Origin of the sequence: Natronomonas halophila (assembly GCF_013391085.1) — an archaeon.
GTDB classification, from domain to species: domain Archaea; phylum Halobacteriota; class Halobacteria; order Halobacteriales; family Haloarculaceae; genus Natronomonas; species Natronomonas halophila.
In genome coordinates, this window is the sequence record NZ_CP058334.1 from 1,082,636 (window position 1) to 1,100,417 (window position 17,782).

The window sequence follows — 17,782 nt, forward strand, 5'->3', positions numbered from 1 at the left end:
GACAATTGGGTCCGAATCGGTGAACACGAAGCCGAGGCCGTCCTCCTGCCCGAACTGTACTTGCTCACGGGCCGTCTCGAAGGCCGCCCACGTCTCCGGGTCGGTCGTCGACGCGAACTCTCCGCTGGTCGGGTCGATCGGTATCTTCGTCGTCTTCCCATCGCGTTCCTCCGCGTGCCAACAGAGCCATTGGTCGTACGCCAAGAGGGTATCCGGGATTGCATCTTGACTTGGTGGCGATTCGACCATTTATTTTCAAGTTCTAGTACGTATGCTAAGATATTCGGTTCACGGCGGTAGTTGCAGTTCCTACACCCCCTCATGGAAGAAGGATATAGGGTGTAAACGCTCCGTACAAACCGATCCGGTGGGTGTACATGCATCCGAAATCCCCGCAATATAGCTGTAATCTAGGTGTGTAGAACTTCCAAACGTCCCCAGCTAATCAACATCATAGCGATACCAGTCTCCATCATTCCCCACTGTTTCGGGTCGAACGCCACGATACTGAGAGTCAACGCCCGTTTTTGAGGATTCAGAGAAGGGTGTAGACTGACGACAAATCGCGTCTCGCTACAGGTATCGGTATTTCTGAAAGCCGCCTACACCCCCTGAAGTATGGGGGTGTATCGCCGTTTTTCCAGAATTGAGATATGGAATGCTCGGCGACTCGTCGTCATCGTATTCGCTTCGTGAAATCAGATTTTCCGCGAAGAACCCCTCTGACAGCGAGTTACGAATTGCGTCCTGCTCTCGCTTCGGTGAGTTCCAGATGCTGTTTCGCAAACCGGGTTTACACCCTTGCTCACGACTCCTATTGCGGACAAATTGCTGTATGTACACCCGGGCAGACGCCGCTCAAATCCTCTTTAACCCAGAGACTTCGATATAGAGGGATGTACTTCGTTTATAAAAGGAAAGAGAGGATGACCAACCACCGTCCGAGTTGGACTCGCTCGATTCGCGTTTTCAGACCGTCCGTAGGTGGTCCGTCTTCGGTTCGTAGACGTCACCCTTCTGCCGCAGTTTCTCGATTTCGTGTTCGGCCTTCGAGCGCTCGGTGCCCATCTCCTCGGCGCGGTCCAACACTTCCTCGATGGGCGCGCCCTCGTCGTACTCCTCCTCGATTTCGCTGATGAGGGATTTGATGTCCTTGATGCGGTCGCGCTGGCTCTTGGATTGACCCGTCTCGACGACATCGGCGTCGAACTCCCCCGTCTCGGGGTCGACGCCGATGTCCTGCAGACACGACCGGACGATTTCGATGACCCGCGTCGCGTCTTCCTGCTCGACGGAATCCGCGAGGCGCATCCGGGCGGACGCCTCCGCGAGGCGAACCAGCGCCTCCAGTTTCCGGGCCGTCACGGGAACTGGCGCGTCGTCGTCCTGCCCGCGGGCCCGCAGGTCGACGTAGAAGTCCCGAATCTCCTTTTTGGCCTCCTCGGTCATCGTCGGATAGCAGTTCCGCTTGGCGTAGGCGATGTACTTCCGGAGGAGTTCGGCCTCGATGGTCGGTTCGACCTCCTCGGTGACGTTGGCGACCTCCTCCTCGGTGACGTTCGAGGTGGCGGTGTTCTCCCGATGGGTGTGCAACTCGCCGGCGTAGTTGGTGTTGATGATGTGCTCGGCGAGGTTGGCGTCCTCCTCCTCGTCGGGCTGGTCCGTGACGGTGAATATGAGGTCGAACCGGGAGACGAGCGCGGGTTCGAGATCGATTTGCTCGCCGATGGGTTCGTACTGGTCGAACCGGCCGTATTTCGGGTTCGCCGCGCCGAGCAGCGAACAGCGGGATTTCAGGGTTGCGTTGATACCAGCTTTTGACACGCTGATGGAGTTGTGGAGCACGACACCTTGACTGACGAACGTGTTCGTCGGTTCGACGGTCACGTCGTAGACCCACTCGCAGGCGTCTTCACCTTCGTTCGGGACCGTCTCGACGTCACGAACGCGGTAGTATCGTAGGTCACACCGCTTTTCGAGCGCGGCGGCACGACGGTCGAACTCGTCGAGGGCCTCATATACGGCTTCGCGGGCGCGGTTCGTCAAATCAGCACGTCGTGCGGCGTCGTAGCCGTCGTCCTCGGCGTAGTGAATCGCGCTAGAAGTTTCGTCGTCGAGACGCTCCGCGAGTTGTCGACCCGACCAGCCGACGGCCTCGCGGACCGAAGCGAGGTCATCAGCACCTCCGAGCGCGTCCTCGATTTCCTCGGCGTGCTTCCGCAAATCCGTGAGTTCCCGCTCGACCGTCTCGACCTGCACACCGAATTCCTCATCGAGATGGGAGCGGAATTTTCCCGTCAGACTGACGCCAAGCAGGCGTTTCAAATCACGAATCTCACGTGCCGCACTCGTCGGCAACACGTCGTGGTGGCGCTTCGTCTCGTTGCTCCGCTCGACGAAAGCCATCGCGTCGTCATGTCGGTCATCGGCAGGTTCGACGACGCGCTCGACGAACCGCTCGGTCGAATCACCCATCACGTAGATCTTCCACGAATCCTCGACGCTGTCGTGATGAATCCGCGAGGCGACACCGATCTTCGAAAGCGCGTCGGCGTAGTCCTGCGCGAGGCCTTCGGAGGCAGTCGAGAACGACATCGCCTCGCTTTCGACACCGCCATCACCGGCAAATGCCCCCACGAGGAACCGTCTGATTTCCTCCTCCGATGCACCGAGCACGCGTGACGGAATCCGCTTGTCCCGTGCCGTATGCATGAACTCGGGGAAGTTGCTCTCGAACCAGCGATACAGTTTCGTCGAAACCCACCGCTTTGTCACCGTACCGGCCTCGTTCGTGGTATCGGTGCTCTCCATGCCGAACACCGACTGCATCAGGCCATCCATCCGCTCCAGCAAACGTTCGTCCTGATTCGAGAAGCCGATTTCGTGAGCCGAACCGGCATAGGAGTGGCCTTCGGCAATCAGGAACCCGAGGATCTCCGCGAGGTCACCGGAGAGTTCCGATGGTAGGTCGATGTCCTTCTCCTTGCCGACGTGGGGCTCACTGGCGAGTTCGACCGCCGCGCTCGAATTCGGTAACTTCCGGGGCGCAGGTACGAAGGCACCTTCCTCGATATCTCGTGCTTCGACGGTGCCGACCTCGCCACCGTCGTCGACGAACATCGGGTGTTCGGGCGTCACGGTGACTTCCCGGCCGTTCGAGAACGTCACCCGGACGAACTCGTCGGGCGCCTCGTGACGGCTCACGCGGTCGACCGGCAGTTTCGTCGTCTCGTTGGTCTCGAAGTCAACCGAGTGCACGCCGATATCGTCGACCGGGAGGATTTCGCAGTTCACTCCATCCACCACTTCATCGGAGTTCGTCGCCATCTGGCTGTCGACGAATTCCCCAATATCGACCCGACGTCCGTCGGAAAGTAGAACCTCAGTATCCGGATGATAGGACTGCTGCTCTAGTGCTTCGTGCATGGCAGAACGGTCCTCCGGGCGCATCTTGTCGAGTTCGTCCACCGCCGCAATCCCCTGGTCCGCGAGCACGAGCGCGCCGGCTTCCAGCGTCCATTGCTGGCCGTCGCCGAAGTCGTCGCGAACCGCGGCAGCGGTCAGACCCGCACTCGATGAACCCTTACCGGAGGTGTAGACCGAGCGTGGTGCGAGGTTTCGGACGTACTGAAGCAGCTGCGATTTCCCCGTACCGGGGTCACCGATAAGAAGCATGTGCAGGTCGCCACGAATCCGGGAGCCGTCCGGCAGGTGTTTCGTAACGCCGGAGAACAACTGCATGATGATGGCGAGTTTCTGCTGTTCGTAGCCGTAGATGGAGGGCGCCATCGACCCGACCATCTTCTCGTAGATGTCGTCGTCGTTGGAGAGTTCGATGATTTCCTTCTTGTCCTCGTCGGTGATGTTCATGTCCTCGAACTGCTCGTCTTCGATTTCCACCGAGAGGCCGTCCATGTAGACGTCGAAGATGGGCGATTTCTCCTGATTGGATTCCTGCTGGTCGAGGTGGAGAATCCCCGAGACGCGGACGTGGTCGCCGGCGGTCACCTGCCCCGTGATGTCGTCCTCGATGTGAATGTCGATGCTCTGGGGCGTTTCGCCACCGCGGAGGCCTTCGGGGGATTCCTGCACGCGGAGTTTCTGGGCGTCGACGAACTCCGATTGGTCGAAGTTGATGTTGAACGGCCCCTGGCGTTCACACCCCTGACACTCGTGGGGTTCGTGGAACTCCCCGGAGGTCTGGGGGATGCGCGTGAGGGTGCCACAGCGCTGACACTCGAAGGCTGCCTCGGTGACCTTCGGGCGGACGTCGGTCGCTTTGCGGACGATACCGGAGACGGAGATGAGTTGGCCGCGGTGGCGCGCTCGGATATCACGGATGGCGGTGGACGTCTGGAGGTTCTGGACGCGAACGTGGGCCTGCCCGAGTTTGACGTCGACCGGGAGGTCGTAGAGTCGGAGCGCCTCCTCGGCGTAATCGCGCATCTGCTCGGGTTGGGCGATGAAGTCGTCGGCGAGGTCCGGGTCGAAGCGGTAGAGGTCGTCCCAGTCGATGTACAGCGAGCGCTGTTCGTTCGGGTACTTCTGGGCGAGTTCCCCGATTTCGTTGCGATAGTAATCGCGGTAGAACTGCTCGAACTTGTCAATGACTTCCGTGTTCTCCGCGCGCGCCATGAGAGTACTCCGTCTTGGCGCCTCACCGAATAAGAAGTTTCGCAACCGGGGTGAAAGTAGAAGGTACGTATTTATATAGAGGCAATCGTCCCGGATTCCGGTCCGAAGCGAACCGGCTCTCGAAGAGGTGCTGTCAGGCCCGAAGTTTCATATCTCGATAGGTGGTAGCACTCAACGAGCAACTCATGAGCAAAACTCCGTCTCGCAGCCGGCACTCGTCCGTCATCGAAGCGGAATTTTCGCTTCAGGGGTCGAAGTACCCGTTCGTAGGCGTCTCCGAGACGGAATCCTGCACGTTCGAACTCGCCAAGATACTGCCCCGCTGCGGCGGCGAATACTCGGAGTTCTTCAACGTTACCGACGTCCGTCCGGGCCGTATCATGGATGCTGCGGCCGGCAACGAACTGGTCGAGGTTGACCTCCTCAACGAATACGACGATGGCGGCCTCTTCGAGTTCCAGGTAGGGACCAGCTGTCCGGCCGTGACGCTCGCCGAACTCGGCGCCCACCCGCGGGAGGTCCACAGCAGCGACGGTGACGGCCGCATCGTCGCCGAGATCCCGCCGCAAAACGAACCCCCGGAAGTCATCAAAGCGTTCCTCGATGAGGTTCCGGAGGCGGAGTTCACCGGAAAACGGACGAAGGAGACCATCACGCCGCTTTTCACCCCGGAAGCGATTCAGCAGGTGCTCCATTCCCAGTTGACCGACCGACAGCTCGAACTGCTGGAAGCCGCCTTCGAGGCGGGCTACTACGACTGGCCGCGGCGCTGTACGGGCGAGGAACTCGCCGAGGAGTTCGACATCTCGTCGGCGACCTTCTCCGAACACATCCACACCGCCGAACGGCGACTGCTTACCGTGCTGTTCGATGGGTTGAATTCACCCTGAAAGTGAGGCTACCCGAAGGGTTCGGACGTTTCGGTTTCGCGATCAGGATTCGTCGGAATCGAGCCGTGAGACGGTCGTTCGGCCGTCCGCATACACCGTTACCTCAGTGCCTTCGTAGCGGAATCTGGCGAAGCCATCCGAAAGCGCCGTCCCGTGGGGGTCCTCCCGGGCGAACAATTGGTCGAGCGCGTCCGAATCGATTACCTCGTAGAGCGGTTGCATCTCATCGGGCGCCGTCGCCGTTGCTTGGGAAACGGCCTTGATGACGCTATAAGACGGCGACAGGTCCGCTTCGGCTCGGTTGATAATGTACACCTGCGTCTCCGGGTCGAATTCCGCAACGGCGTCGACTCCAAGGCGCTCGGGTATTGCCATGATAGAGGACTAGTAAGGATTGGCAATAGCCATGGTCCCTAAGCATCAAGGGTTGGATAGAGATGTAGGCGTCGTGAGACGTCGATTTAGCCGGGGATTCTGCGGAGAGCAAGAAGGACAGCAACCAACGCGGGGGGTGGGTCCCGCTTAGAACGGGAACAGCGAGTCGGCGTCGGTATCGCGCTCGATGAGTTCGATTTCGTGGCCGTCCTGGTCCTTCGTGAACGCGTAGAGGTCGTCACAGTCGGCGGGGTCCCGGTAGTCGTCGGCCTCCCGTGTCACGAGCGTCTCCCAGTCGTCGTGGAGGTCGTCGATGCGGACACAGAGGTGGCCCCACGCGTCGCCGAACTCGTAGGAGCGGCCGTCGTAGTTGTAGGTCAACTCGACGGACATCTCCTCGGGGGCGGCGTCCCGCGGTTCGACGAAGTAGTTGGCGAAGGTGTCGGCTTCCCAGCGGCCGACCTCGTCGTACTCGAACTTGCGGGTCCAGAAGCCGAGCGCCTCGTCGGCGTTCTCGACGCGAATCATGGTGTGGTCGAGGCTCCAGCGGGCGCCGTGGTCGCGCTGTACGATTTCGATTTCGTGGCCGTCGGGGTCCTTGACGAACGCATAGCGGCCGCCGCAGGATTCGGGGTCCCGGTAGTCCTCGACGCCGCCCTCCATCAGACCGTCGTAGGCGGCTTCGAGTTCGCCCTCCGGAACGCGGACGGCGATGTGACCCCACGCATCGCCGACTTCCGGTTCTTCGCCCTCGTTGTGCGTGAGTTCGAGCAGGGCGCCGTCCTCGTGCATGTCCTCGGGGCCGAGATAGACGATGGTGAAGCCGTCGCCCTCGTAGCGGTCCTTCTCCTCGTAGTCGAAGTGCGTTCCGTACCAGTCGAGGGATTCCTCGAGGTCCGAGACGCGAAGCATCACGTGGTCGAGCGTACCGTCCATAGCTACCCGATCGTTGCCTCGGGACGGGCAAAAACATGCTGAAAGGCCAACTTCCGGGGGACTACCGAAAGCAGGCGGTGGGGAGCCGACTACTCGTCGCCGCGGCCGATGCGGAGCGTCTCCTCGCCGTCGACCTCCCGGACCTGCTGGCCGCGCAAGGCGTTGGTCATGACGAGGTGGCCGAAATACGTCGCCGCGTAGTCGGTCATGCCGAATGGATGGAGGTTGCCCTGCCACGCCGGCGGCAGGAGACTGCCGATGACCTGTATCTCGCCGGCCTCCGACCCGGCGTCGATGGTCCCGACGACCACGTCGCCACCGGTCGTCCCCGCGACGGTGCCGCCCGAACTCTCGAAGGCCGCGTTATCGAGTCCGTAGATGGGCGCCTCGTCCTCCGAGTAGCCGACCGGCGCGATATACCAGAGGTGGTCCTGAATCGGCCGCCGGTCGGTGACCAGCGGGTGGTCGTCGTTGACGTCGTCGAGTTGGCCGACGTAGGCCGTCTGCTGGGTGATATCGCCAGCGCCGAGGCCGACGTCGAGGTCGGCGAGCAGGTTCAACCCCTCGTCGGTCAGGACGAGATTACCACCGTCGTCGACGAACCGCTGGATGGCGTTGCGGTATTTTTGCGGCTTGTTTCCGGTGTCGTCGTGGATGACGACCAGATGGTCGTATCCCTTGAGACGGCCGGGGTTGAGGTCCTCGGGCGCGTACGCGTCCACGTCGACATCCGCGTCCTCGTCGAGGTCCTCGAAGTACCGCAGCGGCGTCACCTCGTAATCCCGCTGTGCGTAACCGAGTTCCTTGCGTGGGTCGGGCGCCTCGCCGGCGCCGCGAGCGGTGACGAACCGCGCCTCCGCGTTGCTTTCGGTCGGCAGGACGTTCGTCAGTTCGAGGGTCCACTCGCCGGCCGCGGGGTCCGAGACTTCCCACGTCGGCAGGCCGCAGCAGGCGCCGCCGAGCGCGCGTCCGTCCTCCGCGTCGAACTCCCGAACCACCTCGCCGTCGGGGTCGAGCAAGCGCGCGCTCGCGACCGATTCGTGGACGTGCGGGTGAACCGCGAGACTACCGATGTCGTCTTCAACCGTGTAAGCCACAGCAGTCGTCCCCGCCGATGGGACCGTCGTTTCGGTCGTCGTCGCATCGCCGGAGGGGTCGTACGTCACTGCTTCACTGTCCTCTCCGCCGACGTACGGCAGGTCCTCGGCGCTGGCAGTCAGCTCGTCGGTCGTCACGTAGGCGACGTCGCCGCTGCCTTCGAAGCGGCCCTCGACGTCGCGGGTCGCGTAGTCGATAGCACCCAGAATCGACCCCCGGTAGCCGTCGGCCTGCATCCCGACCCGAACCGGGTCGAAGACGTTGCCACCGACGGTGTTCGAGTAGGCCATCTCCATCGTCAGACTCGGGATGCCGAGCCCGCCCAGTTCCTCGGGGAAGGCCATCCACTCGTCGACGAAGCCGGTGCCCGAATAGCCGATGGTCTCGACGGGCGTCCCGTAGTTGAACGCCTGCTCGGGCAGCACCGACAGCGTGGAGACGCTCGGGTTGGCCTGCTCGGTTATCGGCGACAGCGCCTGCCCCAGTTGCTCCCACTCCGGCAGGTTCTCCGTCACCCGCTCGTCGATGGCCTCGATGAGTTCGAAGCTGTTTTGCAACTCCGAGGTCGACGATTGGGAGGCCCCATCGAGCGCGAGCACGAAGTCCTTCGAACTCAACATCCCGTGGAGGTCGATGCCGCATTCGAGGTTCTCGTAACTCCGACAGTGGTCGACGAACGCCAGCATATCCGGCGTCGTATCGACGACGTAATCCGGCGCCGGCGTCTCCCCGTCCAGCGTCGCCCCGAGCGGTTCCGCGATGGTGTGGGCCGCCGATACCCACCCCGGGTTCGGGAACTGCCGGTTGGTGTCACCGCCCGCGTTCCCGCGTTCGTGCAGCGGCGCGCCCGGCACGCCGTTGCTCGCGTACTGCGGCCGCCGCGCGGCCCATCCGTCGGGGTTCGTAAACGCGAAAATCAGTGCGATATCGTCGAGGAGCGTATCGACCTCCGGATACTCCCCGCGAAGCACTTGCTCGATGAAGCGCGTCGCCGCCTCTCCGCCCGCGCGCTCGTTGCCGTGGATGGTGCAGTTGACCAACACCCCCTTCTTCTCGGCGAAGGCCTCGCGGTCCTCAACGTCGTTTGTCACCTCCACGAACAGCACGTCCCGCGGGTCCGGCCGGTCGGAGACGTAGTTGTACTTGCCGGCGCTTTCGCCCACCGAGAACACGCGCATCCGGTCGTCGTGCTCGTCGGCGAGGTGGTCGAACCCTGCCGCTACCTCCTCGTAATCGAGGAAGTCGACGCTCCGTTCCGGCTCCGGGAAGACGCCCAGCGGGTAGTATCCCAGTCGCCAGAACGGGTTCGCACCCGGCGAGAAATGGATGGTTTCGGCGGTCGGCAACGCCGCGACCTCCTCGGCCTGCGTCGTCGACAGTTGCGCGTACGCCGCCGGCTCCGGGCTGGTCGTGGTGCGGACGTCCGACGCGATGGACTCCATCGTGCCCATCGAAGCCGTATCGCTGAACTCGACCAGCGTCGGCACCTCGTATTCCTCCGGCGTGTGGTTCAGTACGTACTCGTATTCGGCGTCGAACGCCGCCGACGATACCTCGGCGCTCGCCGCGCCCGGCAGCGCCAGCGCCCCACCCGTCGCGGCCGACAGCCGGACGAACTGGCGGCGGGAAATCGGCGACCCGTCGAATGGATTCTCGGACATAGACGTTGCTCTACCGGCCCGTGGCCGACACCGATACAAAAGGTTCTGACAAGGCCGTCCAAACGACGGCTATGGCGGCCACCGCTCGTCGAAAGCGTAGTCCGACGCCCAATTTATCGAGGCGTCAGGTTGGTCGGGAGCTTCGACGCGGAGGGAAAACGACTGGTCGAACGCATCGTCCGGGACGAGATAAATCTCGCCTGTTTCGGAGCAATGGACACAGTAGGCGTCGATAGAAGGAGATTCTGCTGTCGGAAACAGTACTCTTCCGTTTACGATACTTCCCGAACAGGCCCGCAGGCCGTAGTCATCACCTGATGGACCGCGGACTGTGAAATGATGGTCTTTGTCGGTCTCTTGAATAAAGGGGATACCACGTTCCTGTAGTAGCTCGCCAACTGGTTTGACGGCTGGACTACGTCCGCCAGTGACCGAGCGAATCCGCTGGTTTTCTGGGGGCCACCGGGCATCGTAGGCGTACTCATCGGCCCAGTTCGTGGAAGCGTGGTGTTGCTCCGGGTCCTCGATTCGAATCGTCATATTCGTCTCTATTTCGTCTTCCCAGACGAGGAACAACCGCTCTACCTCATGGGCATAGACGAGAAAACAGTCGATACCATCGGTATACGGCTTGTAGGTGTTCCCCTCCGAGTTCGTATGCTGGCTGTATCCTTTGAACTGCACGACACCGTCCCGTTTCCAGCCCGTCTTAATCTGAGCGCGGAGGAGTCGTCCGGCCGGCGTTTCGACGGCCACGTCGTAGCGTTCGTTATCACCGAACGGCAGGGAGACTGGCACCTCCCGACGCTTGAGTTCGGTGATGACGGCTGCTTCGGTCAAGTCACCTTTCCGATGAGATTCCATGGTTCACGGATACTGCTGCCGGTATAGTATAAAAGTCGAGCCATGGGCAGAGTGGAAGTAAAGACGCGGGGTGGACGTATTCACTCGTTAAACGGGGAGAAACACCATCCCCACTATTACTTAAAGAGAGAATGCCCGATAGAGGTCTCTCGTCGGTATAGAACGAAGTGGGATCGCCCGGATTTGAACCGGGGTGACGGGCACCCAAGGCCCGAAGTATAGACCAAGCTAACCCACGATCCCGTACCGATTCCTACCCCCTGCCCCCGTGAAAACGTTTCGTTCCGGCCGGAACGGCTTTTTGTCACCCCTGAGAACTGTCGCTATGGTCACACCTGTCGAAATCGGCTTGCTCGTGCTCGTGTTGGCGCTGCTGTTCGGTGCCTACCGGATTATCAAGGCGGTCAAGCCGCTCATCGTCAACGCAATCGTCGGGGTTATCATCCTCTTTATCGCCAACTACCTCGGCATCGCGGGGGGCATCGACATATCAGTGATAGCCATCCTCGTCTGTGCAGTCGGCGGGATTCCGGGCGCGATACTGGTCATCATCCTCGCGTATCTGGACATCGCGTTCGTCGGGATGATGGCGCCGCTCGCGTTGCTCTAAGCGAGCAGTAAGCCGACCTTACTCGATGCCGAAGGCCGAGAGGTCGGTCTGAATGCCGGCGGCCATCGTCGACTTTCTGCGGAGGTCGTTCAGCGAGACGGGCAGTTGCGGCACCAGTTGGCGGACGGCGTCGTGGAAGGTTTCGGCGACGGCCGGTTCGGTATCGAAGGCGTCGCGAACCGATTCGCGAATCTGCCAGACGCCGACGGGCGCCCAGTATTCGTTGGTAGCGTGGCGGATGACGAACACCTTGGCCTGTCGGCCGCGGTCGGCGAGTTCTTCGAGGACGCCGAGCCGGGAGGCGTAGTAGGCGCCGGAGGTCTCGTCGACGTACTCCGTTCGGCCCTCGAAGCCCTCGCTGTCAGCAGCCATGTAGAGTTGGCCGTTCGGGTCGGGATTCCAGATAGAGCCGGGGGCTTTCAGTTCGACCAACTCGAACTCCCAGTCGCCGGGCGCCGCGATGACCCAGTAGTCGTTGCCGATGTAGCTGTTGTGCCACACGAGCGTCTCGTTGATGGTGGGGGCGTTGCGGATGGTGCCACGGAGGTATTTCCCGACAGTGTCGTCGACTGCGGTAATCGACCAGCGCGTGGGGACGAGTCGGCGGTTGTCGCCCTGCCCTAAGGCACCGACCGAGAGGACGTTGTTGATGTCGTAGACGTCGAAGCCCTTGCGGTAGAGGTAGGTCATCGCGCCCTCGGCGCGCCAGTCGTCATCCGAGAGGGTTTTCTCGATGGCGCGGGGGACGTGTGGGTTCTCGGTTAGCTGTGCGGATTCCGCGCTGGCGCGGGGGCCGCGCGGCGCGGCGATGTCCTCTAAGGTGCCGTCGAGGTCGAATCCGGGCGTCTCGTCCAATCCGAGTTCCACGTCAACCGGGCGGTCCGCGATGGCGACCTCTCGCTGGGTGCCGACGAAGCCGTCCCAGACGTCGTCGACGTCGACGTTCGAGCGCCGGGTGGAATTGAGCAGGTTGGTCCGGCGCTGGAAGACGTCGTCGATGGAGTAGCCCTGCTGGTACCACTTGCCGGAGGTGACGTACTGTTCGGCGTCGTCCTCGTCGCCGACGGGCGCCAGCAGGCCGGCGGAGACGCTGGGATAGGAGCCGCTGCCGACGAATACCGAGGGAGCGGTCGAGCCGACCAGCGTGTCGTCCGAGAGGGTCTCGTCGAGGCGTGTCTTGGCCGAATCGAGGTGGTCGGTGATGGCGTAGGATTTCTCCTCGGCGAGTTTCCGCAACTCGACCGACTCGTCGCGGTCGAGGTCGTCGACGTACTCGTCGAGGCGCATGGCGGACCTTACGGGTGGACTAATAAAGACTGTTCGGACGGCGAGGGGAGAACGGAGGCGTCGGACGACTCAGGTCAGGAGTGGATGCCCATCGCTTCGATCTGCTCTTGATACCGGTTGCGGATGGTGACCTCGGTCACCTGCGCGACGTCGGCGACTTCGCGTTGGGTCTTCTTCTCGTTGCAGAGCAGCGAGGCGGCGTAGATGGCCGCGGCGGCGTAGCCGGTCGGGGATTTGCCGGAGAGCAGGCCCTTCTCGGCGGTCGTTTCGATGATTTCGTTGGCTTTGGTCTGGACTTCTTCGGAGAGTTCGAGTTCGGAGCAAAAGCGTGGGACGTACTTCTTGGGGTCGACGGGTTCCATCTCGAGGCCGAGTTCCTGTGAGATATAGCGGTAGGTCCGGCCGATTTCCTTCCGTTCGACCCGTGAGACTTCGCTGATTTCCTCCAGCGAGCGGGGGATGCCTTCCTTCCGACAGGCGGCATAGAGGGCGGCGGTGGCGACGCCCTCGATGGAGCGGCCACGAATCAGGTCGTCGTCGAGGGCGCGCCGGTAGATGACGGAGGCGACTTCGCGTACCGAGCGGGGAACGCCCAGCGCGGAGGCCATCCGGTCGATTTCGCTGAGGGCGAACTGGAGGTTGCGTTCGCCGGCGTCCTTGGTCCGGATGCGTTCCTGCCATTTCCGGAGGCGGTGCATCTGGCTGCGTTTCTTCGAGGAGATGGAGCGACCGTAGGCGTCCTTGTCCTTCCAGTCGATGGTGGTCGTCAGCCCCTTGTCGTGCATCGTCTGGGTGGTCGGCGCGCCGACGCGGGATTTCTCCTGACGCTCCGAGTGGTTGAACGCCCGCCACTCCGGGCCGGGGTCGATGTGGTCTTCCTCAACGACGAGCCCACAGTCGTCGCAGACCATCTCACCCCTGTCAGCATCCTTAACGATATTGTCAGATGAACACTCCGGACAGGTCGTCCCTTCGTCCTGTTCGGCGGTTTCCCCCTCGGATTCGGTCTCGCGCTCCCGTTGACGGGTGGGCCGTGTCATCGCATTTTTATACTGATAGGAGCATGTGACTTAAACCCTCGCAAACCTATTATTAATTCTGACATGAACCGGCAGAAGGCGGCGTCCCGTAATCTGTCGCCTCGGTGGAAACGGGTCGGAAACCGGAAGGGCTAAAACCGGGACGATGGGAAGCGGGAACGATGCCCGTCATCGACTGCGACCCCGAAACCGCGCGCGAACGGCTCGAAGACGCCGGTATCGACGTCGAGCCGGGGAACACGGAACACGAACTGTGGCGTGCGAGCCACGCGGGCGCGACGGCGGTCGCCTACGAGGACAAGGTCGTCGTTCAGGGCGGGTCGGCGGGCCGACTCGTCGGCGTCATCGAGGGGGGTGGCGGGCGCGCCCACGTCTACTTCGACGGCGGGTCTCGGGGGAATCCCGGGCCCGCCGCCATCGGGTGGGTCATCGTCACCAGCGACGGTATCGCCGCCGAAGGGTCCGAACGCATCGGCAAGGCGACGAACAATCAGGCCGAATACGAGGCCCTGATTCGGGCGCTGGAAGCGGCCGCCGACATCGGCTTCGAGGAACTCATCGTCAAGGGCGATTCCCAACTCATCGTCAAACAGGTTCGCGGGGAATGGGACACGAACGACCCGACGCTCCGCGAGAAACGCGTCCGGGCCCGCGAGTTGTTCCGGCAGTTCGACGAGTGGTCCATCGACCACGTTCCGCGGGAGATAAACGAACGCGCCGACGAACTAGTCAACGAAGCACTCGATGGTTGACGAACGCTCAGACAGCACTCAAACCGACGACGGCGACGCTCCGGACGACAGCCCCCCGGCCACGGTCATCGACCGCGTCGTGACGCTCACACGGCGCGCACGCGAGGCCGTCGACGACAACGAACGCGAGGCGTACCTCGACGAACGGGAGGCCCTGCTCGCCGACCACGATTACGTCCCTCGCGTCCGCGAGGAAGACACCGGCGAGACGCTCGTCATGTACCCGGAAGAATGGGTCGAGGAGGGCGTCGTCCAGATAGAACGCATCGAGGACACGGACCGCGCGGTCGAGGTGTCGCTGTCGGGCGTCGGCGACCCCGACGACTGGGACGCCGTCGCCGAGCACAACCGCCGCGTGGCCGACAAAATCGAGACCGAACACGGCGAGCCACACGGGGCGACCGCCCACGCCTTTGCGGATTTCATGAGCAACCACTACGCCAAACGCGTCGAGGAAGCCACCGAGAGCGAACGCGAGGAGTTCACCGCCGAGTATCTGCCGCGGAACGCGTGGCCGACCGACGAACAGCTCGATGCCGTCGCTGCGTCGCTCGAACTGGTCGAAGAAGTCGGTCAGTCGCTGCGTTAGACGCGCTGGTCGACGAGGTCGTGGAGCCGCTCGGCGCGCTCCTCGTCGGTCGCGACGTTCGCGAAGACCCACGAGAGCTGGTCGAGGACCGCTTCGAGGCCCTCGTCGGTGAGGGCGTACTCGTTGGTCCGCTTGTCGAGTTCGCTCTTCTCGACGAGACCCATCTCGACGAGGTCATCGAGGTTGGGGTAGAGCCGCCCGTGGTTTACCTCGCTGCCGTAGTAGGATTCGAGTTCGCGCTTGATGGCGAGGCCGTATCGTGCGTCCTCCGCGAGGATGGTCAAAATGTTCTGCTGGAACGCCGTGAGCTCCCGAGCGATGCCCGGATCGGGAACAGTTGTCTGTGCCTCTGACATACCAATCAACACGATGGGAACACACTTAACATTTATCGAACATCACGGAAACGGCCGGAACTGCCCCGATACGTCCCAATTCGTGCGTCCGAGTTATAAAACTTCGAACGATAGAGAGGTGTCAGACGCCTGTTGGCCAGTTCCGGGACGAACACCCAGCAAGTCGACGGCCGTCAAATCCCGCTGTCGACCGCGTGTCGAAAGCTCTTTGCGGGCGTCACACCCATCGCCGAATATGGCTGGAGCGAACCTCTGGGAAGACCTCGAAACGGGCCCGAACGCCCCCGACGAGATTTACGCCGTCGTTGAGTGTCTGAAAGGCGAGCGCAACAAATACGAGTACGACAAGGACATCCCCGGCGTCGTGCTGGACCGCGTGCTCCACTCGAACGTCCACTACCCCTCGGACTACGGCTTCATCCCGCAGTCCTACTACGACGACGAGGACCCCTTCGACGTGCTCGTGCTGGTCGAAGACCAGACCTTCCCCGGCTGTGTCATCGAGGCCCGCCCCGTCGCCCTCATGAAGATGGACGACGACGGCGAGCAGGACGACAAGGTCATCGCCGTCCCCACCGAGGACCCCCGCTACGACCACATCGAGGACCTCGAGGACATCCCCCAGCAGCAACTCGACGAGATCGACGAGTTCTTCTCGACCTACAAGAACCTCGAGGAGGGCAAGGAAGTCGAAACGCTGGGCTGGGAGGACAAGCAGGCGGCCAAGGACGCCATCGAACACGCCCAGGACCTCTACGAAGAGCACTTCGAATAACGCGGCCGACGAATCACCGATTTCTTACCCGACGAACCCACCCGATAGCCACGGCGCCGGGGTCCGTCGGACGACGTGTCTCGCCCGCGCGAAGCGAGCGCCGAACACGTCGTTGGATTCGCTTGGGACATACGAATGCCCTGTATATACCTTGAAGTAATTACAAGAAAACCGTCCGAAGTAACGCGTTTTTCCCACCTATTATGCCCACAGAGCATACCCAGTATGAGGACCATACATTATGTTTATGGTGTGATATATGTGGGTTGAAGCCGTTCAGTCGTGTATGAGCACCCAAGAGGAGGTTCCGATGGGGATGAACCACATGACCGTCGTTCCGGAGAACTTCGAGGTGCCGGCGGACGACGACGAGGACGACGAATAGCGGTTCGGCGACGCCTTTGCCGGTTTCCGCGAGCGGTGCCGGTTTTGGCACGGGAAACGAAGCTTCTTGTAGCCGCCTGTCCCACACGCGTGTATGGGACTGTTCGACCGGCTTCGCGGCGGTGAGGGACCGCGAGTCGCCTTTTTCGGTATCGACGGTGTGCCGTATAGCCTCATTTCGGACAACGAGGAAGTCTTCGAGAACCTCAACGAGCTTCAGGCCGCCGGCAGCGGCGGCCCCATCGACTCCATCGTGCCGCCGGAATCCAGCGCCTGCTGGCCGGCGTTGACCACGGGCGTCAACCCCGGCGAGACGGGTGTCTACGGCTTCCAGGACCGCGAAGTCGGCAGTTACGACACCTACGTCCCGATGGGTCGTGACGTCCAGGCCACCCGCCTGTGGAGTCGCGTCGACGACGCCGGCCGCGAGGCAACGGTGATGAACGTCCCCGTCACGTTCCCACCCGACCGCGACATCCAGCGGATGGTTTCGGGCTTCCTCTCGCCCGGCGTCGAGAAGGCCGCCTACCCCGACGAACTCCGCGAGACGCTCGAGGACCTCGAATACAAAATCGACGTCAACGCCAAACTGGGCCACAAGGAGGACAAAGAGGAGTTCATCGAGGACGCCCACCGCACCCTCGACGCCCGGTTCGACGCGTTCAAACACTACATCCAAGAGGACGACTGGAACCTCTTTTTCGGCGTCTTCATGACGACCGACCGGGTCAACCACTTCCTGTTCAAACATTACACCCAGGACGGCGAGTACAAACAGGAGTTCCTGGACTTCTACGAGAAGGTCGACCAGTACCTCGGCGAACTGCGCGACATGCTCGACGACGAGACGACGATGGTCGTCGCCTCCGACCACGGATTCACCCAACTCGACCACGAGGTCAAATGCAACGTCTGGCTGGAGGAGAACGACTGGCTCTCCTACGAGGACGACGACCACGACAGCCTCGGCGACATCAGCGACGACACCACGGCCTACTCCCTAATTCCGGGTCGCTTCTACATCAATCTCGAAGGCCGCGAACCGCGCGGGTCCGTCCCCGAAGACGAATACGAGGAGGTCCGTGCCGAACTCAAGGCCGAACTCGAAGAACTGGAAGGCCCCGACGGCCGCAAGGTCGCCGACCGCGTCGTCACCAAGGAGAAGGCTTTCCGCGGCGACCACGACGACATCGCCCCGGACCTCGTGGTCATCCCGAACCACGGCTTCGACCTCAAATCCGGCTTCAAGGGCGGCGACGACGTGTTCACGACCGGCCCCCGAAACGGCATGCACAGCTTCGACAACGCGTGTCTGTTCATCGATGACGACGACGCGACCGTCTCGGATTCGGACCTCTACGACATCGCGCCGACCATCCTCGACTTGCTGGATATCGAAACCGACCGCAAGGAGTTCGACGGCGCGAGCCTCATCTAAGCCGGTCCCGAAACGCGGCTGGTTTTTCTGCCTTTCATCCTCGTTCTACCGCCCCGTTCGACACGTCTTTAGGTGAAGGCGCGTCAGTTCGC

At 62.1% G+C, this 17,782-nt stretch carries 14 protein-coding genes and 1 tRNA gene; 6 read left to right on the forward strand and 9 right to left on the reverse strand.

From position 1 onward, the window contains the following. Nucleotides 1–969: 969 nt before the first annotated feature. The gene (locus tag HWV23_RS05985; RefSeq protein WP_178289516.1) at nucleotides 970–4,635 is read right to left on the reverse strand and encodes an LAGLIDADG family homing endonuclease; all 3,666 of its coding nucleotides are present in this window, start codon (nucleotides 4,633–4,635) and stop codon (nucleotides 970–972) included. Nucleotides 4,636–4,820: 185 nt separating this feature from the next. Between HWV23_RS05985 and HWV23_RS05990 the strand changes: the two genes are divergently transcribed. Continuing rightward, nucleotides 4,821–5,525, forward strand: a complete 705-nt coding sequence (locus tag HWV23_RS05990; RefSeq protein ID WP_178291610.1) for a helix-turn-helix domain-containing protein — start codon at nucleotides 4,821–4,823, stop codon at nucleotides 5,523–5,525. A 42-nt stretch (nucleotides 5,526–5,567) separates the two neighbouring features. On the opposite strand, the gene HWV23_RS05995 is transcribed toward HWV23_RS05990, so the two are convergent. From HWV23_RS05995 to HWV23_RS06015, 5 genes are all read right to left on the reverse strand, one after another. Beyond that, nucleotides 5,568–5,900 carry a HalOD1 output domain-containing protein gene (locus HWV23_RS05995; protein WP_178289517.1) on the reverse strand — a complete coding sequence of 111 codons (333 nt, stop codon included), beginning with the start codon at nucleotides 5,898–5,900 and terminating at the stop codon, nucleotides 5,568–5,570. 147 nt (nucleotides 5,901–6,047) lie between these two features. Next, the gene (locus HWV23_RS06000; protein WP_178289518.1) at nucleotides 6,048–6,836 is read right to left on the reverse strand and encodes a VOC family protein; all 789 of its coding nucleotides are present in this window, start codon (nucleotides 6,834–6,836) and stop codon (nucleotides 6,048–6,050) included. Between the two features lie 89 nt (nucleotides 6,837–6,925). Further along, complete coding sequence (locus HWV23_RS06005; RefSeq protein ID WP_178289519.1) at nucleotides 6,926–9,595, reverse strand: M14 family metallopeptidase; 2,670 nt, start codon at nucleotides 9,593–9,595, stop codon at nucleotides 6,926–6,928. A gap of 69 nt (nucleotides 9,596–9,664) precedes the next feature. Beyond that, a complete protein-coding gene (locus HWV23_RS06010; protein ID WP_178289520.1) occupies nucleotides 9,665–10,459 on the reverse strand; it encodes a group I intron-associated PD-(D/E)XK endonuclease in 795 nt (264 codons plus the stop codon). 168 nt (nucleotides 10,460–10,627) lie between these two features. Then, nucleotides 10,628–10,702, reverse strand: a tRNA-Pro gene (locus HWV23_RS06015). Nucleotides 10,703–10,784: 82 nt separating this feature from the next. Between HWV23_RS06015 and HWV23_RS06020 the strand changes: the two genes are divergently transcribed. Then, nucleotides 10,785–11,069 carry a pro-sigmaK processing inhibitor BofA family protein gene (locus tag HWV23_RS06020; protein ID WP_178289521.1) on the forward strand — a complete coding sequence of 95 codons (285 nt, stop codon included), beginning with the start codon at nucleotides 10,785–10,787 and terminating at the stop codon, nucleotides 11,067–11,069. A gap of 18 nt (nucleotides 11,070–11,087) precedes the next feature. Here the strand turns inward: HWV23_RS06020 and nreA are convergent, their stop codons facing one another. Continuing rightward, entirely contained in the window at nucleotides 11,088–12,356 is a 1,269-nt protein-coding gene (nreA, locus tag HWV23_RS06025; RefSeq protein ID WP_178289522.1) for a DNA repair protein NreA, read from the reverse strand. A 74-nt stretch (nucleotides 12,357–12,430) separates the two neighbouring features. Then, complete coding sequence (locus HWV23_RS06030; RefSeq protein WP_178289523.1) at nucleotides 12,431–13,396, reverse strand: transcription initiation factor IIB; 966 nt, start codon at nucleotides 13,394–13,396, stop codon at nucleotides 12,431–12,433. A 161-nt stretch (nucleotides 13,397–13,557) separates the two neighbouring features. Here HWV23_RS06030 and rnhA point away from each other — a divergent pair, with 161 nt between their 5' ends. Together rnhA and HWV23_RS06040 are read left to right on the forward strand one after the other, a co-directional pair. After that, the gene (gene rnhA / locus HWV23_RS06035; protein WP_178289524.1) at nucleotides 13,558–14,148 is read left to right on the forward strand and encodes a ribonuclease HI; all 591 of its coding nucleotides are present in this window, start codon (nucleotides 13,558–13,560) and stop codon (nucleotides 14,146–14,148) included. After that, nucleotides 14,141–14,737, forward strand: a complete 597-nt coding sequence (locus HWV23_RS06040) for a DUF7108 family protein (RefSeq protein ID WP_246282734.1) — start codon at nucleotides 14,141–14,143, stop codon at nucleotides 14,735–14,737. Before rnhA ends, HWV23_RS06040 begins: the two co-directional genes overlap by 8 nt. Here the strand turns inward: HWV23_RS06040 and HWV23_RS06045 are convergent. Continuing rightward, complete coding sequence (locus HWV23_RS06045) at nucleotides 14,734–15,093, reverse strand: PadR family transcriptional regulator (RefSeq protein ID WP_178289525.1); 360 nt, start codon at nucleotides 15,091–15,093, stop codon at nucleotides 14,734–14,736. The genes HWV23_RS06040 and HWV23_RS06045 overlap by 4 nt on opposite strands. A gap of 235 nt (nucleotides 15,094–15,328) precedes the next feature. Here HWV23_RS06045 and HWV23_RS06050 point away from each other — a divergent pair, with 235 nt between their 5' ends. Beyond that, on the forward strand, nucleotides 15,329–15,868 hold the full coding sequence (locus tag HWV23_RS06050; protein WP_178289526.1) for an inorganic diphosphatase: 540 nt from the start codon (nucleotides 15,329–15,331) through the stop codon (nucleotides 15,866–15,868). 478 nt (nucleotides 15,869–16,346) lie between these two features. Then, a complete protein-coding gene (locus tag HWV23_RS06055; protein ID WP_178289527.1) occupies nucleotides 16,347–17,690 on the forward strand; it encodes an alkaline phosphatase family protein in 1,344 nt (447 codons plus the stop codon). Nucleotides 17,691–17,782: the final 92 nt, after the last annotated feature.

Bases quoted from the DNA above. Each gene is read 5' to 3' on its own strand.
- HWV23_RS06055 (WP_178289527.1), top strand. From the start codon at position 16,347: ATGGGACTGTTCGACCGGCTTCGCGGCGGTGAGGGACCGCGAGTCGCC.
- HWV23_RS06040 (WP_246282734.1), top strand. From the start codon at position 14,141: ATGGTTGACGAACGCTCAGACAGCACTCAAACCGACGACGGCGACGCT.
- nreA (WP_178289522.1), bottom strand. From the start codon at position 12,356: ATGCGCCTCGACGAGTACGTCGACGACCTCGACCGCGACGAGTCGGTC.
- HWV23_RS06010 (WP_178289520.1), bottom strand. From the start codon at position 10,459: ATGGAATCTCATCGGAAAGGTGACTTGACCGAAGCAGCCGTCATCACC.
- HWV23_RS05985 (WP_178289516.1), bottom strand. From the start codon at position 4,635: ATGGCGCGCGCGGAGAACACGGAAGTCATTGACAAGTTCGAGCAGTTC.
- HWV23_RS05990 (WP_178291610.1), top strand. From the start codon at position 4,821: ATGAGCAAAACTCCGTCTCGCAGCCGGCACTCGTCCGTCATCGAAGCG.
- HWV23_RS06030 (WP_178289523.1), bottom strand. From the start codon at position 13,396: ATGACACGGCCCACCCGTCAACGGGAGCGCGAGACCGAATCCGAGGGG.
- HWV23_RS06005 (WP_178289519.1), bottom strand. From the start codon at position 9,595: ATGTCCGAGAATCCATTCGACGGGTCGCCGATTTCCCGCCGCCAGTTC.
- HWV23_RS06000 (WP_178289518.1), bottom strand. From the start codon at position 6,836: ATGGACGGTACGCTCGACCACGTGATGCTTCGCGTCTCGGACCTCGAG.
- HWV23_RS06045 (WP_178289525.1), bottom strand. From the start codon at position 15,093: ATGTCAGAGGCACAGACAACTGTTCCCGATCCGGGCATCGCTCGGGAG.
- HWV23_RS05995 (WP_178289517.1), bottom strand. From the start codon at position 5,900: ATGGCAATACCCGAGCGCCTTGGAGTCGACGCCGTTGCGGAATTCGAC.
- HWV23_RS06050 (WP_178289526.1), top strand. From the start codon at position 15,329: ATGGCTGGAGCGAACCTCTGGGAAGACCTCGAAACGGGCCCGAACGCC.
- HWV23_RS06020 (WP_178289521.1), top strand. From the start codon at position 10,785: ATGGTCACACCTGTCGAAATCGGCTTGCTCGTGCTCGTGTTGGCGCTG.
- rnhA (WP_178289524.1), top strand. From the start codon at position 13,558: ATGCCCGTCATCGACTGCGACCCCGAAACCGCGCGCGAACGGCTCGAA.